Origin of the sequence: Xanthomonas sp. NCPPB 3582 (assembly GCF_041475735.2) — a bacterium.
In the GTDB taxonomy this organism is placed as follows: Bacteria; Pseudomonadota; Gammaproteobacteria; order Xanthomonadales; family Xanthomonadaceae; genus Xanthomonas; species Xanthomonas codiaei.
The window spans coordinates 1,409,445-1,423,752 of sequence record NZ_CM192968.1 but is presented as its reverse complement, the minus strand read 5'-3'; the positions used below and the strand labels follow the sequence as shown (position 1 = coordinate 1,423,752).

The following is a 14,308-nucleotide window of genomic DNA, read 5'->3' as shown; positions in this document are numbered from 1 at the left end:
CGCGCAGTACCTGGATCGCGCTGCACAGGGCATGCCGACGTTGTTGTTTTTGCGTTGACCCGCTGCCGGTGCACCGACGAGACAGGCACCGTGTCCACCGCGTCCGCGCCATGGCCAGGAATGGACGTCGCCCCGCACGCGTGCAGGCGCCACTGCCCCCGGTGATAGCACTGCCGCTGTGGTCCCGGTGACGGCCAGCCTCAGTCGGCGCTGGCCCTGCGCTCCAGCGCCGACAAGGCGTTTTGCAGGTCGCGAAACTGGAACGGTTTCTGCAACCCATGCCGATGGCGAAACTTCTCCGGGATCCCGCTCTGCGCGTAGCCGGTGACGAACAGATAGGGCACGCCGCACGCGTCCAATGCTTCTGCGATCGGAAACGAGAGCGTACCTCCCAGATTGACATCCAGCACCGCCAGATCCAGGTTGCCCTGCCGCACCACCTCGAGCGCGGCATCGACGTCGCCAACGGTCGCGGCGATGTCATAGCCCAGTTCGACCAGGCAATCCTCCAGCAGCATCGCCACCAGGGATTCGTCCTCGACCAGCAATACACGCATGCTCATGGCTGCATCTCGGCGGGTACAGTCGGCAATGGGATCGAAACCTGGAAACGCACGCCGTCAGGATCGAAGGCAAGCTGCGCTTCTCCCTTGAGATCGTGCTTCAGGCCACGCTCCAGCAGCCGCGAGCCGAACCCCTTGCGCGCAGGGGCCCGCACGGTCGGGCCACCGGACTCCTGCCAGGTGAGTTCCAGGACCTCCTGGCCATCGCGCACGCAGCGCTCCCATACGATCTGCACCTTGCCTTCGGACGAGGACAAGGCGCCGTGTTTGAGCGCATTGGTGCACAGCTCGTGCAGCGCCATCGACAGCGCCAGCGCGCGGCGTGGATCCAGGTGACAGGACTCACCGTGCAGGATGAATCGCTGGCTGTCGCGCGATTCGTAAAGTGCCGCCGCGTCGCGCGTCAGCTCCAGGATATCGGCGCTGACCCAGTTTTCCCGGGTCAAGGTGTCGTGCGCGCGCGACAAGGCCAGCAGGCGCGCATCGATCTTGTCCTGGGCGTCGGCAAGGCTGTGGGCATTGCCGAACGACTGACGCGCCAAGGACTGCACCATCACCAGCGAATTCTTGACCCGATGGTTGAGCTCGTTGATCAGCAATTGCAGATGTTGCGCGTGCTGCCTGTGCTCGGTGATGTCGCGCGTTGCCCCGGCGATCGCCTCGACCTCGCCATCGGGCCCGAACACTGGCGTAAAGATGTAGTCGTAGATGCGCAGGCCCTTGACCGTATGCGGGAACGGCACCTCGCCGCGTATCGGCTGGCCGGTGGCGATCACCCGTTCGATCTCCTCGTCGTGCATCGCCGCATGCCAGGGCTCATAGCCCAGCTCGAGACATGTCTTTCCGTCGGCGTCCTCCCAGCGCATGCCCCACATCGTCAGTAGCGCCTGGTTGGCGTAGACGAAGCGATGCTGGGTATCGAACACGTATAAAAGATCCGGCGTTGCCTGCAACAAGGCCTCGTAGATCCGCGACCTTGCGGCGTCTTCCTGATGCGCGGCCATTCACGTCGTGGTCCTGAAATTGGAGCAAACAATAGAGCGCTAGCTGTGAACGCACGATCATGCCGCCGCGGAAGCGAGGATTGCTTGAAAAAGCATATCTACCAAAAGTTTTGCGACGCGTATCCAAATCGAAAACACTCGCACCCGATGCGTTGAGCAGGGCAGAACGCCGTGTCCGCTCGGCTCCGTTGCGACGATCACACGCCGATAGGTGGCTGGTGCAGCGAGGCGACATATCGCCACCCTTCCGGCCCGCTCGACCGTCTGCATGACGGAGCCGTAACTGCGCGCCTGCCGGTCAACCGAACATCGCGCGGCACGCTGCTTTGCGCAGGTTGCGGCACCAGACTCCGCAACGCTGAACGTCGCAATAACCCATCCGTCGCGCAAGCCGCCCGTCACGTCGGCGTCTTATCCGCGTCGTAGCCTCGCGGCGATTTTCCACCAGCACCCTCCCCTCTTTCGGATCATCGCCGATGAAAACGCCGACCTTCTCGTTTGGAAAAACCTTTCAGCGCTCCATTTTGGCTTTTGGAATCGTCTGCTGTTCTACGCTCGCCACCGCAGCATCTGCCAAGACCATTCATGTCGTTTCCCGTACCGAGCAGATGACTTCGCTCACCAGTGGCGGCCCGAGCAGGATCGAAGTCTTCAATCACCAGTGGGCCGATGGCGCCGCTCAATGCCGGGACGCATTTCCGCAGACCAAGAGCGTGCAGCTCGGGCAGGTCAATACGCGTGCGATCAACGCAAAGACCTTCAAGGTCACCGGCAAATGGATCTGCCGAGGCTGATCGTCTCATCCCAGGCTCGAAGCGTTCCAGCGGTCGAGCGACGCTGAATGGATATCGCCGCGGCAGCGGCAGCGGCAGCGGCCGCAAAGCGCAAACGCACAAAAAAGGCGCCATCGGCGCCAGCTGCACTGCGGATTGAAATGGTGGGCCGTGATGGATTCGAACCATCGACCAAAAGATTAAAAGTCTTCTGCTCTACCGACTGAGCTAACGGCCCACTGCCCCGACTGCGCGTCGGGGTGCGCATTCTACCCTACCCAGGCGTCAAGGCGAAATGGCGTAGTGGGTGGGGTCCGGGACGCCCGCATCGGCGAAGCCGGCGGCACGCAATCGGCAGGCGTCGCAGTGGCCGCAGGCGCGCCCTTCGGCGTCGGCGCGGTAGCAGGACACGGTCAGGCCGAAATCCACGCCCAGGCGCACGCCCTCACGGACGATGTCGGCCTTGCTCAGGAACTGCAGCGGCGCATGCACGCGCAGGCCCGCGCCTTCCACGCCGGCCTTGGTCGCCAGGTTGGCCAGCACCTCGAATGCCCGCACGAATTCCGGCCGGCAATCCGGATAGCCGGAATAATCGACCGCATTGACGCCGCAGAACAGGTCGTTGGCGCCGACCACTTCGGCCCAGCCCAGCGCCAGCGACAGCATGATGGTGTTGCGCGCCGGCACGTAGGTGACCGGGATTCCATCGCCACCGGCCTCAGGTACTTCGATGTCGTCGGTCAGCGCCGAGCCGCCGATGCTGCGCAGATCCACGTCGACCAGCTTGTGCGCCACCACACCCTGTGCCGCAGCCACCCGAGCGGCGGCATCCAGTTCGGAGGTATGCCGCTGGCCATAGCGCACGCTCAGTGCGTACACGGCAAAACCCTGCTCCTGGGCAAGCGCAATGACGGCGGCGGAATCCATGCCCCCGGACAACAACACAACGGCTTTCTTCATGACGGATCGGACGATGACAGCAGAACGGAAAGGCTAGCAGGGTCGGCCAGCGAGGAGGTAGCGCGGCAGGTGGAACGAAGCCCCCCGCCAATGGCCGTACGAATTCATCGCGACGGTCGCTGCATGAGGCGATCAGCCCGGTGACAGGCCGCGCCATACTTCGCGCGGCAAGGCGACGACTCCCCAACGCTATCGCAATGCCTGCGCGCAAGTTCCAGGGGGCGCGCGGGATTCGTGGATATCAGGCTGGAGTCGCCGAGGCGATAACGCGTCAGCTGACCTCAACGCCCCGGTTCGTCGTCCCAGAGAATCTTGTGCAACTGCATCTGGAAGCGCACCGGCAGCCGGTCGGCGACGATCCAGTCGGCCAGTTCGCGTGCGCTCACCTGGCCCTTGCTGGGCGAGAACCACACCGTGCAGCGGCGGTCCAGCACGTGCTCGGCAACGCAGGTGCGCGCCCACTCGTAATCGGCACGGCTGCAGATCACGAACTTGATCTGGTCGCGCGCAGTCAGCAGCGGCAGGTTGTCCCAACGGTTGCGATGCGCCTCGCCCGATTCAGGGGTCTTGATATCCACGACCCGCGACACGCGCGCATCGACCCCCGCCACGTCCAGCGCGCCGGAGGTTTCCAGCGAGACATCCAAGCCGGCATCGCAGAGCTGCTGCAGCAGCGCCAGGCAGCGCTTTTGCGCCAGCGGCTCGCCACCGGTCACGCAGACATGGCGCACGCCGTGGCTGATGACCTCGGCAACGATGGCGTCGATGTCATGCCACTGACCGCCATGGAAGGCGTACGCCGTGTCGCAGTAGGTACAGCGCAGCGGGCAGCCGGTCAGGCGCACGAACACGGTCGGCCAGCCGGCCGCTTCGGCCTCGCCTTGCAAGGAAAGAAAAATCTCGGTGATCTTCAGCCGCGGCAAGGGCGACTGGACGATCTCGCTGGGGACGGCGGCGGCATTCATGGGCAAAGTATGCGCTGCGCCAAAGGCGCGGGTGCGCGGGTTCAGCGCAGTTGCTGACCGAGGCGGATGGACTGCAGGCGCTCCTGCGCAACGCGCGCGGCGTCGGTGCCGGGATACTGCGCTGCCACCTGCTGCAAGGTCTGCTGGGCTTCGTTGTTCTTGCCCGCACCGTACTGCGACAGGCCAAGCTTCAACAGGCCGCCAGCGGCCTTGTCATGCGTTGGATAGCGGCTGACCAGATCGCGGAATTGCGCCTCGGCCAGCTGGAAATTGCGGGTGGCGTAATAACTCTCACCCAGCCAATACAAGGCGTTGGGGGTGTAGACGCCGTTGGGATACAGCTCGAGAAAACTCAGGAACAGCTGCGACGCATCGTCGTACTTGCCATTCTTCAACGCGTCGAACGCGACATTGTAGGCCGTGCGTTCTTCGTTGCTGACGGCCAGGGTGCCCGGGTCGCCATGAACGGTGGGCGGCTTTTCGGAAGTGGCCGCCGCTGCAGGCCGCGCGGCCGGAGCCGGGGCTGGGGGGACGCTGCCAGTGGCAGAAGGCAGCGGAGGCGTTGCGCCGCCAGCACCTTCCAACCGGTTCAGACGTCCGTCCAGGTCCAGATACTGGTCCTTGGACTGTTGCTTGAGTTGCTCGTTATCGTGCTGCAGCTGTTCAACGGTCGCCCGCAATGCCTGCAGGTCCGAACGCGCCTGCTGCAGCTGGTTGAGAAGATCGTTGTTGGCCTGGCTGTTGGCCTGCTGTTGCTCGAGCACGGCCACACGATCAGCGAGACTGGCTCGCTGGGCGTATGCCGGCGCGGCGACCACGAGGGCCGCCGCGACGAACAGGGATGTCACTCGAAAGCGCATCGCTTCTTACTGAGCCGTGTACACGATTTCGACGCGACGGTTCTGCGACCAGCAGCTTTCGCTGGTTTCGGTGCAGACCGGACGCTCTTCGCCGTAGCTGACCACGGTCAGCTGGCTGGCCGAACCGCCGGCAGCCTGCAGCGCCGACGACACGGCATTGCCGCGACGCTCGCCCAGACCCATGTTGTACTCGCGCGAACCGCGTTCGTCGGCATTGCCCTGCAGGGTGATGCGCGAGGAGGGACGGTCACGCAGGTACTTGGCGTGGCACGCCATGATGGCCTGGAATTCCGGCTTCAGGGAGTCCTGATCCAGATCGAAGTAGACAACGCGCTGGCGCAGGCAAGCATCGGTATCCAGGTCGCCCGGGCCGTACAGGCCGGAGGTGGACGGACCGGTAGGCACGGAGGAACCGGCGGTGGTATCGGTTGCCGGAGGCGGAGTTTCCTTCACCTTCTTGGAGCAACCGGCCAGCACGGCAACGGACAACAGGGAGACAAGCAAGACGCGGGTGGACTTGTTCATGGGATACCTATGGAGGCTCTGGGCCAATGAGTGGTTTAACGCAGCGAAATATTAACATTAATGCGCGGTTCGGTAAGGCCCCCATGCGGGTTCTCTCACATCGCCGTCGGCCAGGACCAGGCGCTGGCGGACCCGAGCGTCGGAAGAGACCGCGTACAGCACGCCGCGACCACCCTCGCGTGCTGCGTACAGCACCATGCTGGCGTTAGGCGCAAAGCTCGGCGATTCGTCCAGCGAACCCGGCGACAGCGTGCTCCAGCTCGGCGAACCCAGGCTGCGGTCCATCATCGCGATGCGGTAGCTATTGCCGCTGCCCTGCGCCACGGCGATCTTCTTGCCGTCGAACGAGACGCTGGCGGTGGCGTTGTAGTTGCCCTGGAAGGTCACGCGGTTGGCGCTGCCGCCGCTGGCGGCCACCTGGTAGATCTGCGGACGACCGCCGCGATCGGAGGTGAAGTAGATGCTGCCGCCGTCCGGTGCCCAGGTCGGCTCGGTGTCGATGCCGAAGTGGTTGGTGAGCTGGGTCAACTGCTTGCTGCCCAGGTCCATCACGTAGATCTCGGGGTTGCCGCTGCGCGACAGGGCCAGCGCCAGGCGGCGGCCATCGGGCGAGAACGCCGGCGCGCCGTTGATGCCACGGAAGCTGGACACCAATTCACGGGCGCCGGTGGCGATGTCCTGCAGATAGATCGAGGAATTGCCGCGCTCGAAGCTCACATAGGCCAGCTTCTTGCCGTCCGGGCTCCAGTTCGGCGACAGCAGCGGCTCGGCCGACCGCACGATGGTCTGCGGGTTGTAGCCATCCGAATCGGCCACCATCAGCGCATAGCGCATGGCGCCGCCCTTGCCGCTGGCGGTCACGTAGGCGATGCGGGTCCAGAATGCGCCGCGCACCCCGGTGATCTTTTCGTAGATCGCATCGGCCATCTGATGCGAGACATCGCGCATCGCGTTGGCACGCGCGGTCATGGCCAGGCCGAGCAAGCGTTCGCCCTTGGCCACGTCGAACAGTTCGTACTCGACGCGATAGGCACCCTCGCCCGCGTCCATCACACGACCAACCACGATGTAGTTCTGCTTGAGCGTGCGCCAGGTCTGGAACTGCACCTCGGTACCGCGGGTCGGCTTTTCGACGATCTGTGCGGCAGGCAGCGTGCGGAACTGGCCGGAACGATCCAAGTCGGCACCGACCACGGCCGACACATCGGTCTGCGGCGCGGCTCCAGAGCCCTGATAGGGCATGGGGATGACGGCGATCGGGGTGGCCGAGGCGCTACCGCCGACGATATCGATGGTGAGCCCTTGCTGTTGCGCGAGTGCGCTCAGCGGCAACAACAGGGCAGTCAGGGCGGCTAGCCAACGCAGCGGTTTTTTCATGGACGGCTCGGATCGGGCAGGAAAAGTGGGCAAGGGATACCAATCAGCGAGTGAACATACTCGCAATCGTGAACGCGACAGCGTGAAAATGGAGCGAGCGAACAACGGGAAGACATCTCCGTGAGGCCTGGGGGCAGATCGCGCCAGATCGCCTGCGGCCTGCCGCGCGCGACCTGGCGCCAGCGGACGTCGATCACCGACGCCCGGGGCGGCATGCGGCGATTACTGATCCTGCGCGGTGAACACGAAGGTCAGGTTGCGCTGGAACACCGATTCGAAGCCGCGATACGGCAGCGGCTGCGCGCTCAATACCGCCGCTTCGATCGAGCGCTGGCCCGCCTCGTCGTACGGGCAGCCCGGCGCGACCTTGGCCTCCATCACGCTGCCACCGGGCAGCTGACGGATGTTGATGGTGCACTTCTGGCCGGGCGGCACCGATGGCGGACGCACCCACTGCGCCAGCACCTTCTGCTGGATCGCGGCGGCGTACTTGGCCGACAGGTCGGTACTGGTCCCGCCCTGCCCTGCGGTCGGCTGCGCGCTGGTCGCCGCGGCGGCAGAGGCCTGCTGCGCACGCGCAGCGGCGACCTGGCGCAACTTCTGCTCGGCCAGTGCCGCTTCCTTGGTGGCCTGCTCGCGCTGGCGGCGGATCTCGGCGATCTTCTTCTCGCGCTCGGCGTCGGCGGCCGCCTGCTGCGCCGCAGCCTGCTTCTTCTTGGCGTCGGCTTCTTCCTGCTGCTTGGCCAGGCGCAGTTTCTGCTCGGCCTCTTCCTGGCGCTTGCGCTCGGTCAGGTCGATCTGCTCCTGGCGGCGCTTGGCTTCCTGTTCCTGCTTGGCCTTTTCGGCGGAAACGGCCAAGGCATCGACCTTGTCCTGGTCGACCTTGTCCGGCTGGGCCACGCGCTCCTGCGCCTGCGCCTGCTGCGGGGTGGGCGCGTCCTGCGGGCGCGGCTCGGGAATCGGCTGCGGCGGCGGCACGCTGTCTTCCGGTGCGGGCTCGGGCAATGGTGCCGGTGGCGGCGGCGCCTCCACCGGGGTGGCCTTCAGCGCTTGGCGCGCCACGCGCGCCTCGGCGGCGGAGACGTCCAGCGAGGCCTCCATGCTGGGATCGCCTGCGGCCGGTTCCACCGAACGTTCCGGCGACCACAGCCAGCCGGCGATGAACACCAGCGCGACCAGTACGTGCACGACCAGGGCCAGGACCACCGGCCGCAGCCAGCCGTCCTCGCGCGCACCTTGGGTGGGGAATGCGTCAGCGTGCATCGCTGCCTGCGGTGCCGCCGGAGTCGGAAATCAGGCCGACCTTCTCGACCTTGGCCTGCTTGAGCACATCGATGGCGTCCATGATCTTCTGGTACGGCGCTGCGCGATCGCCGGCCACCACCACGCGCGCGTCCTTGTCCTGGGCCACGATGGCGGCCAGCTGCGCCTGCAGCGCCGCCACGTCCATCGCCTGCGGCTTGCCCTTGGGCAATTGCAGGGCCAGCTGCCCATCGGCCGCCACCACCACGATCACCGGGTCCTGCTTGCTGTCCAGCGCCTTGGCGCGCGAGCTCGGCAGGTTGACGTCGGTGCTCAGAGTCAGCAGTGGTGCGGTCACCATGAAGATGATCAGCAGCACCAGCATCACGTCGATGTACGGCACGACGTTGATGTCGGATTTGAGCTTGCGCTTCTTGCGGCGGGAAATACCGGAAATCATCGCGAAACGTTCCTAATTGATCCTCGGCGCCGGGCGGCAGCGGAGTCGCGCGGCGCCCGTGAGAGGGACCGCCGCGCAGGGCGCTGTGCATCGACGCGACTGGCTCGCCCGGCCACCTCCCGCACCAAACCGCGCGGATGCATGCCGGGAGCGCGCATCACTCGTCCGCGCCGGCCTGGCGCTGCAGGATGGAGCTGAACTCGTCGGCGAAGGTTTCATAGCGCACCGACAGCCGTTCCACGCGGGTGGTGAAGCGGTTGTAGGCCCATACCGCCGGGATCGCCACGAACAGGCCGATGGCGGTGGCGAACAGCGCTTCGGAGATACCCGGCGCCACCGCCGCGATGCCGGCCTGCTCGCCGCTGCTGACCATGTCGTGCATGGTCACCATGATGCCGAACACGGTACCGACCAGGCCGACATACGGCGCGGTGGAGCCGATGTTGGCCAACAGTTCCAGGTTGCGCTCGAGCTGATCGACTTCGCGGGTGAAGGTGGTGCGCATGGCGCGCTGGGCACCTTCCAGCTGCACGCGCGCATCCAGGCGGCGGCGGTCGCGCAGCCGCGAGAATTCGCGAAAGCCGCTTTCGAACATCGCTTCCAGGCCACCGACGCTGCGGTTGCGGTCGGTGGCCGAGGCGTACAGCTTGGCCAGATCGGCACCCGACCAGAAGCGGTTCTCGAACTCGTCGGCCTCGCGATTGGCCAGCTTGAACGCGCGCGCCTTGCGGAAAATGATCACCCAGCTGATGAACGAACCGATCAGCAGCAACAGCACGATGATCTTGACCGGGATACTGGCCCGCAGGATCAGGTCCACGTAGTTGATGCTGCTGTTATGCGCCGCCGTGGCGGTTTGCGCCGCGGCCGCGGTGACTTCCTGCGGCAGTGCTTCCACTACCGTGTCCTGCAGGGCCAGGAGCAATGCAATCGACATCCGTTCGTTCCTCAGTAATCGGATTCTGGAGTTTCTAGAGCTTTCAAAACGTCATATACCGCGTCGTCCATGCCGCATGGGCGGAAGTCGCCGGCACCGAGCGCGGCAATGCGCACCTGTGCAGTCAGCAGCACTTCGCCCTCGCGGCGCACCGACTGCGCGAACAGCAGGCTGGCACGTTTGCACTTCAACAACACCGCCGACACCGACAGCGCGTCGTCGAGCCGGGCCGGCTTGAGGAAATCCAGTTGCATCGAGCGGACCGCAAACACCAGACCATGCTGCTGGCGCATCGCCTCCTGCCCGTAACCGGCCGCGCGCATCCATTCGGTGCGCGCACGCTCCAGAAAGGCGACGTAGCGCGCGTGGTAGACCACCCCGCCGGCGTCGGTATCTTCCCAGTAGACGCGTGTCGGCCAACTGAATACAGGCGGGGAGTCGGGAGTCGGGAATCGGGATTCGATGGTCATGGGGACGAAATTTTGATCGGGACCGCCCGGGCGGGCGAGCAAAGGAGCGCCATCAGAACAGTTCCCCCGGGTCCCCGGTCCCGGGTCCCCGGTCCCGAGGTTTTAGGCCCAGGTGCAGATAGGCCTTGGGCGTGACCATGCGGCCGCGCGCGGTGCGGATCAAAAAGCCCTGCTGGATCAGGTAGGGCTCGACCACGTCTTCCAGCGTGCCGCGTTCTTCCGACAGCGAGGCCGCCAGCGATTCCACGCCCACCGGGCCCCCATCGAAGTGCTCGACGATGGTGCGCAGCATGCGGCGGTCGAGCTCGTCGAAGCCCTCCGGATCCACTTTCAGCATCTGCATGGCCGCCTGCGCCACCGGCAGATCGATATGGCCGGCGGCCTTGACCTGCGCATAGTCGCGCACCCGGCGCAGCAGGCGATTGGCGATCCGCGGCGTGCCACGGGCGCGACGTGCGATCTCGCCCGCGCCTTCGGCCGTGCAATCGATGCCCAGGATCGCCGCCGAGCGGATCACGATACGGGTCAGCTCGGCCGGCGAATAGAACTCCAGCCGTTGCACGATGCCGAAACGATCGCGCAGCGGTGCCGTCAGCAGGCCCGCACGCGTGGTGGCACCGATCAGGGTGAACGGCGGCAGATCGATCTTGATCGAGCGCGCGGCCGGGCCGTCGCCGATCATGATGTCGATCTGGAAATCTTCCATCGCCGGATACAGCACTTCTTCCACCACCGGCGACAGGCGATGGATCTCGTCGATGAACAGCACATCGTGCGGCTGCAGGTTGGTCAGCAGCGCGGCCAGATCGCCGGCCTTTTCGATCACCGGGCCGGAGGTCACGCGCAGGCTGACGCCCAGCTCGTTGGCGATGACGTGGCTGAGCGTGGTCTTGCCCAGGCCCGGCGGCCCGAAGATCAGCACATGGTCCATCGCCTCGCTGCGCGCCTTGGCAGCCTGGATGTAGATTTCCATCTGCTCGCGCACCGGCTGCTGGCCCAGATAGTCGGCCAGGCGCTTGGGCCGGATGCTCGCATCGGCGGCATCGTCTTCGCGGGTGGAGCTGCTGGCGATGATGCGCTGCTCGGTCATCCCGCCATCTTCTCATGCCGCGCACCGATGGCCCAGGGTCTAGAAATCAAGCTCGGCCTGCCGCAGCACGCTGAAGAACGCATCGAAGCTCGGTGCGCGCCAGGTCGGCACCAGCTGCTCCCACCGCTCGAAATAGACCACCTCCGGCTCGCACTGCGGGCCGCGCGCGCGATAGTCCAGGCACAGCAGGCAATCGACGTTGTGACACGACAGCACCAGCACCTGATCCAGACCGGCATGCAGGCACGCCGCCGAGCGGAACTCGGTGGGGTCTTCGAAGCCCGCAGCCAGATCCAGCACGCTGCCGATGCTCGCCAACGGCAGCAGATAGCGATCCACCAGCACGCATTCCCAATCCACGTAGTGGTCGGAGGGAAAACGGGTTCGCGGCACCCAGCACCAGCCGGTGTCGCCGCCGTCCTGCACGCCGTAAAGGCGTTTGAACAGTGCCGGCAGGCGTACGCCCAGCCGGGCTTCGGCGGCGGCCAGCGCATCGCTGCCGGCCGCAGTCCCGGCCTCGTTCCAGTGCCCGGGGCCGCTCCAGAACGTGTTCACTGCGGGCGGCTGCGGCTGCCACTGCACCGTATTTCCATCATGCTTGGCCTGCAAGGCCGGCGACCAGTAGTGGACGTCGACCAGCTGCGAGAGCAAGGCATCGACAGTGGCGAACACGCACAACCGGCGATTCTTGCCTGCATCGACGTAGACCAGGGTGGGCTCGGCATCCGATGCCGAATAATCCAGGCACAGCGCCCGGCTCGGCGAGCGGTCATCGGCGGCGATGGCGATCAGGCGGCGGTCGTCGCCGCCGATGGCCAGCCCGGCATAGGCGTCATCGCGATACTCCTCGCGAGCACGGACCTCGGCGAAAGAAAACAGCTCCTCGCTGCCGAGCAAGCGTGCACGCGGGATCAGCCACTCGGCCTTGAGCCAGTTGTCCGGCTCCTCGAGGGACTGACCACGCGCCATCTGCACCGCGCCGCCGTCGTAGCGTGCGTACAACCCGCGCAGCCAGGCCGGCAGGCGCACGCCGAGCCGCGCTTGCGCTGCAGCGATTGCAGCGTCGGTGGCCGGCACGCGACCGAGGTTGAGTGCTTCGTCCCAGAAGGTGTCCAGGCTCGGCGAGCGACCGTAGACCATCCACTTGAGCGCGGCCATGCTCAGATCTCCACTTGCGCGCCCAACTCGACCAGGCGGTTGCCGGGAATGCGGAAAAACCCGGTCGCCGGTGCGGCATTGCGATGCATCAGTGCGAACAGCTTGTCGCGCCAGATCGGCATGCCGCGGTTGGCGCTGGCCACGATGGTCTCGCGGCTGGCGAAGAAGGTGGTGTCCATCGGATCGAAATGGATGCCGCCCTGGTCGCAGGAGCGCATCAAGGCCAAGGGCACGTCGGGCGTTTCCATGAAGCCGAAGCGCACGTACACGCGATAGAACTCGTCGCCGATCGATTCGATCTGCAGACGCTTGTCCACCGGCGCATAGGGAATCGGCAGGGTGTCCACGTTGAGGAAGATGTTGCGTTCGTGCAGCACCTTGTTGTGCTTGAGGTTGTGCATCAACGCATGCGGCACCACCATCGGGTCGGCGGTGAGGAACACCGCCATGCCCGGCACGCGCGCCGGCGGCGCCAGCATCAGCCCGGGCAGGAAGCTGTCGATGCGGATACCGTCCTTGCGGATCTCCTCGCGCAGCAACGCACGGCCGCGGCGCCAGGTGCGCATCAGGGTGAACACCACGATGCCCAGCGCCAGCGGGAACCAGGCGCCCTGCAACAGCTTGGCGCCATTGGCGACGACGAAGGCCAGCTCGATGATGAAGAACACCACGCACAGCGGCAGCACCCAGCTGCGCCAGCGCGGCCACAGCGCGCGCGCCACCAGCGCCAGCAGCAGGGTGTCGATCAGCATGGTCATCGACACCGAGATGCCGTAGGCCACCGCCAGGTTGGTGGAGCTGCGGAAGATCAGCACCAGCGCGATGACCATCACCATCAATAGCCAATTGATGCCGGGCACGTAGATCTGCCCGATGGTGTCGCGCGAGGTGTGCTTGACCAGCATGCGCGGGATGTAGCCCAGCTGCATGGCCTGGCGCGCCACCGAATAGGCGCCGGTGATCACCGCCTGCGAGGCGATCACCGCCGCCAGCGTAGCCAGGATGATCATCGGATACAGCGCCCAGCCCGGCACCGCCTCGAAGAACGGGTTTTTCAGCGCGGACGGGTGGTTGAGCACCAGCGCGCCCTGCCCCAGATAGTTCAGCAGCAGCATCGGCAGCACGAAGAAGTACCAGCCGTGGCGGATCGGGCGCGCACCGAAGTGGCCCATGTCCGCATACAGCGCCTCGCCGCCGGTCACCGCCAGCACCACCGCGCCGAGGATGAACACGCCGTGCCAGCCATGCTCCAGGAAGAAGCGGATCGCCCACCAGGGATTGAAGGCCTTCATCACTTCCGGCGCATCGACGATGTTCCAGGCGCCGATCGCCCCCAGCGACAGGAACCACAGGCAGGTGATCGGCCCGAACACCTTGCCGACCTTTTCGGTGCCGAAGCGCTGGGCCATGAACACCAGCAGCAGCACCACCACGGTGATCGGCACGATGAACGGGTGCAGGCTGGGCGCGGCGATCTCCAGGCCTTCCACCGCGCCCATCACCGAGATGGCCGGAGTGATCACGCCGTCGCCGAAGAACAGCGAGGCGCCAAAGATGCCGAGGATGCCCACCACGTAGGCCGAACGCGAGCCATGCCTGAGAGTGCGCTGGGCCAGCGCCATCAGCGCCATGATGCCGCCCTCGCCGTCGTTGTCGGCGCGCATGATGATGGTGACGTACTTCAGCGTCACCGTGATCATCAGCGCCCAGAACGCCAGCGACAGCACGCCGAGCACGGTGTCGTGGTCGCTGGTCAGCCCGTAGTGGGGCGAGAACGCCTCCTTCAGGGTGTACAGCGGGCTGGTGCCGATATCGCCGAACACGACGCCGATGGCGCCGATGACCAGGGCCATGTGGCCGTTGGCGGGCGCGTGGCCGTGGCCCGCTGCAGGAGTGGAGGTCTGTGACATGGGTGCGCAGGGTA

At 65.7% G+C, this 14,308-nt stretch carries 15 protein-coding genes and 1 tRNA gene; 1 reads left to right on the top strand and 15 read right to left on the bottom strand.

Annotated elements, in window-relative coordinates:
• Positions 1 to 200: 200 nt before the first annotated feature.
• On the bottom strand, positions 201 to 563 hold the full coding sequence (locus tag ACCQ05_RS06010; RefSeq protein WP_104539184.1) for a response regulator: 363 nt from the start codon (positions 561 to 563) through the stop codon (positions 201 to 203).
• Entirely contained in the window at positions 560 to 1,567 is a 1,008-nt protein-coding gene (locus ACCQ05_RS06005) for a sensor histidine kinase (RefSeq protein WP_104539183.1), read from the bottom strand. Before ACCQ05_RS06005 ends, ACCQ05_RS06010 begins: the two co-directional genes overlap by 4 nt.
• A 476-nt stretch (positions 1,568 to 2,043) precedes the next feature.
• Here ACCQ05_RS06005 and ACCQ05_RS06000 point away from each other — a divergent pair, with 476 nt between their 5' ends.
• Positions 2,044 to 2,361 carry a hypothetical protein gene (locus tag ACCQ05_RS06000; RefSeq protein ID WP_228961369.1) on the top strand — a complete coding sequence of 106 codons (318 nt, stop codon included), beginning with the start codon at positions 2,044 to 2,046 and terminating at the stop codon, positions 2,359 to 2,361.
• Between the two features lie 141 nt (positions 2,362 to 2,502).
• On the opposite strand, the gene ACCQ05_RS05995 is transcribed toward ACCQ05_RS06000, so the two are convergent.
• The 13 genes from ACCQ05_RS05995 to ACCQ05_RS05935 form a co-directional block, all read right to left on the bottom strand.
• Positions 2,503 to 2,578, bottom strand: a tRNA-Lys gene (locus ACCQ05_RS05995).
• A gap of 47 nt (positions 2,579 to 2,625) precedes the next feature.
• Positions 2,626 to 3,300 carry a 7-cyano-7-deazaguanine synthase QueC gene (queC, locus tag ACCQ05_RS05990; protein WP_228961368.1) on the bottom strand — a complete coding sequence of 225 codons (675 nt, stop codon included), beginning with the start codon at positions 3,298 to 3,300 and terminating at the stop codon, positions 2,626 to 2,628.
• Between the two features lie 281 nt (positions 3,301 to 3,581).
• Positions 3,582 to 4,265 carry a 7-carboxy-7-deazaguanine synthase QueE gene (gene queE / locus ACCQ05_RS05985; RefSeq protein WP_372393227.1) on the bottom strand — a complete coding sequence of 228 codons (684 nt, stop codon included), beginning with the start codon at positions 4,263 to 4,265 and terminating at the stop codon, positions 3,582 to 3,584.
• 41 nt (positions 4,266 to 4,306) lie between these two features.
• Positions 4,307 to 5,125 carry a tol-pal system protein YbgF gene (gene ybgF, locus ACCQ05_RS05980; protein ID WP_372393226.1) on the bottom strand — a complete coding sequence of 273 codons (819 nt, stop codon included), beginning with the start codon at positions 5,123 to 5,125 and terminating at the stop codon, positions 4,307 to 4,309.
• Between the two features lie 6 nt (positions 5,126 to 5,131).
• Entirely contained in the window at positions 5,132 to 5,650 is a 519-nt protein-coding gene (gene pal, locus ACCQ05_RS05975) for a peptidoglycan-associated lipoprotein Pal (protein WP_029220381.1), read from the bottom strand.
• Between the two features lie 57 nt (positions 5,651 to 5,707).
• Positions 5,708 to 7,027 carry a Tol-Pal system beta propeller repeat protein TolB gene (gene tolB, locus ACCQ05_RS05970; RefSeq protein ID WP_372393225.1) on the bottom strand — a complete coding sequence of 440 codons (1,320 nt, stop codon included), beginning with the start codon at positions 7,025 to 7,027 and terminating at the stop codon, positions 5,708 to 5,710.
• 222 nt (positions 7,028 to 7,249) lie between these two features.
• A complete protein-coding gene (tolA, locus tag ACCQ05_RS05965; protein WP_372393224.1) occupies positions 7,250 to 8,290 on the bottom strand; it encodes a cell envelope integrity protein TolA in 1,041 nt (346 codons plus the stop codon).
• On the bottom strand, positions 8,280 to 8,729 hold the full coding sequence (tolR, locus tag ACCQ05_RS05960) for a protein TolR (RefSeq protein ID WP_372393223.1): 450 nt from the start codon (positions 8,727 to 8,729) through the stop codon (positions 8,280 to 8,282). Before tolR ends, tolA begins: the two co-directional genes overlap by 11 nt.
• Before the next feature lie 157 nt (positions 8,730 to 8,886).
• Positions 8,887 to 9,666 carry a protein TolQ gene (gene tolQ, locus ACCQ05_RS05955; protein WP_104539175.1) on the bottom strand — a complete coding sequence of 260 codons (780 nt, stop codon included), beginning with the start codon at positions 9,664 to 9,666 and terminating at the stop codon, positions 8,887 to 8,889.
• 11 nt (positions 9,667 to 9,677) lie between these two features.
• Positions 9,678 to 10,136: a tol-pal system-associated acyl-CoA thioesterase gene (gene ybgC, locus ACCQ05_RS05950; protein WP_372393222.1), complete on the bottom strand. Its 459-nt coding sequence runs from the start codon at positions 10,134 to 10,136 to the stop codon at positions 9,678 to 9,680.
• Between the two features lie 52 nt (positions 10,137 to 10,188).
• Positions 10,189 to 11,226, bottom strand: coding sequence for a Holliday junction branch migration DNA helicase RuvB (gene ruvB / locus ACCQ05_RS05945; protein WP_228961362.1), 1,038 nt, complete (start codon positions 11,224 to 11,226; stop codon positions 10,189 to 10,191).
• 39 nt (positions 11,227 to 11,265) lie between these two features.
• Positions 11,266 to 12,384, bottom strand: a complete 1,119-nt coding sequence (locus ACCQ05_RS05940) for an SMI1/KNR4 family protein (RefSeq protein ID WP_372393221.1) — start codon at positions 12,382 to 12,384, stop codon at positions 11,266 to 11,268.
• A 2-nt stretch (positions 12,385 to 12,386) separates the two neighbouring features.
• Positions 12,387 to 14,294 carry a potassium transporter Kup gene (locus ACCQ05_RS05935; RefSeq protein ID WP_104539171.1) on the bottom strand — a complete coding sequence of 636 codons (1,908 nt, stop codon included), beginning with the start codon at positions 14,292 to 14,294 and terminating at the stop codon, positions 12,387 to 12,389.
• Between the last annotated feature and the right edge of the window lie 14 nt (positions 14,295 to 14,308).

Bases quoted from the DNA above. Each gene is read 5' to 3' on its own strand.
- ACCQ05_RS06010 (WP_104539184.1), bottom strand. From the start codon at position 563: ATGAGCATGCGTGTATTGCTGGTCGAGGACGAATCCCTGGTGGCGATG.
- ACCQ05_RS06005 (WP_104539183.1), bottom strand. From the start codon at position 1,567: ATGGCCGCGCATCAGGAAGACGCCGCAAGGTCGCGGATCTACGAGGCC.
- ACCQ05_RS06000 (WP_228961369.1), top strand. From the start codon at position 2,044: ATGAAAACGCCGACCTTCTCGTTTGGAAAAACCTTTCAGCGCTCCATT.
- queC (WP_228961368.1), bottom strand. From the start codon at position 3,300: ATGAAGAAAGCCGTTGTGTTGTTGTCCGGGGGCATGGATTCCGCCGCC.
- queE (WP_372393227.1), bottom strand. From the start codon at position 4,265: ATGAATGCCGCCGCCGTCCCCAGCGAGATCGTCCAGTCGCCCTTGCCG.
- ybgF (WP_372393226.1), bottom strand. From the start codon at position 5,125: ATGCGCTTTCGAGTGACATCCCTGTTCGTCGCGGCGGCCCTCGTGGTC.
- pal (WP_029220381.1), bottom strand. From the start codon at position 5,650: ATGAACAAGTCCACCCGCGTCTTGCTTGTCTCCCTGTTGTCCGTTGCC.
- tolB (WP_372393225.1), bottom strand. From the start codon at position 7,027: ATGAAAAAACCGCTGCGTTGGCTAGCCGCCCTGACTGCCCTGTTGTTG.
- tolA (WP_372393224.1), bottom strand. From the start codon at position 8,290: ATGCACGCTGACGCATTCCCCACCCAAGGTGCGCGCGAGGACGGCTGG.
- tolR (WP_372393223.1), bottom strand. From the start codon at position 8,729: ATGATTTCCGGTATTTCCCGCCGCAAGAAGCGCAAGCTCAAATCCGAC.
- tolQ (WP_104539175.1), bottom strand. From the start codon at position 9,666: ATGTCGATTGCATTGCTCCTGGCCCTGCAGGACACGGTAGTGGAAGCA.
- ybgC (WP_372393222.1), bottom strand. From the start codon at position 10,136: ATGACCATCGAATCCCGATTCCCGACTCCCGACTCCCCGCCTGTATTC.
- ruvB (WP_228961362.1), bottom strand. From the start codon at position 11,226: ATGACCGAGCAGCGCATCATCGCCAGCAGCTCCACCCGCGAAGACGAT.
- ACCQ05_RS05940 (WP_372393221.1), bottom strand. From the start codon at position 12,384: ATGGCCGCGCTCAAGTGGATGGTCTACGGTCGCTCGCCGAGCCTGGAC.
- ACCQ05_RS05935 (WP_104539171.1), bottom strand. From the start codon at position 14,294: ATGTCACAGACCTCCACTCCTGCAGCGGGCCACGGCCACGCGCCCGCC.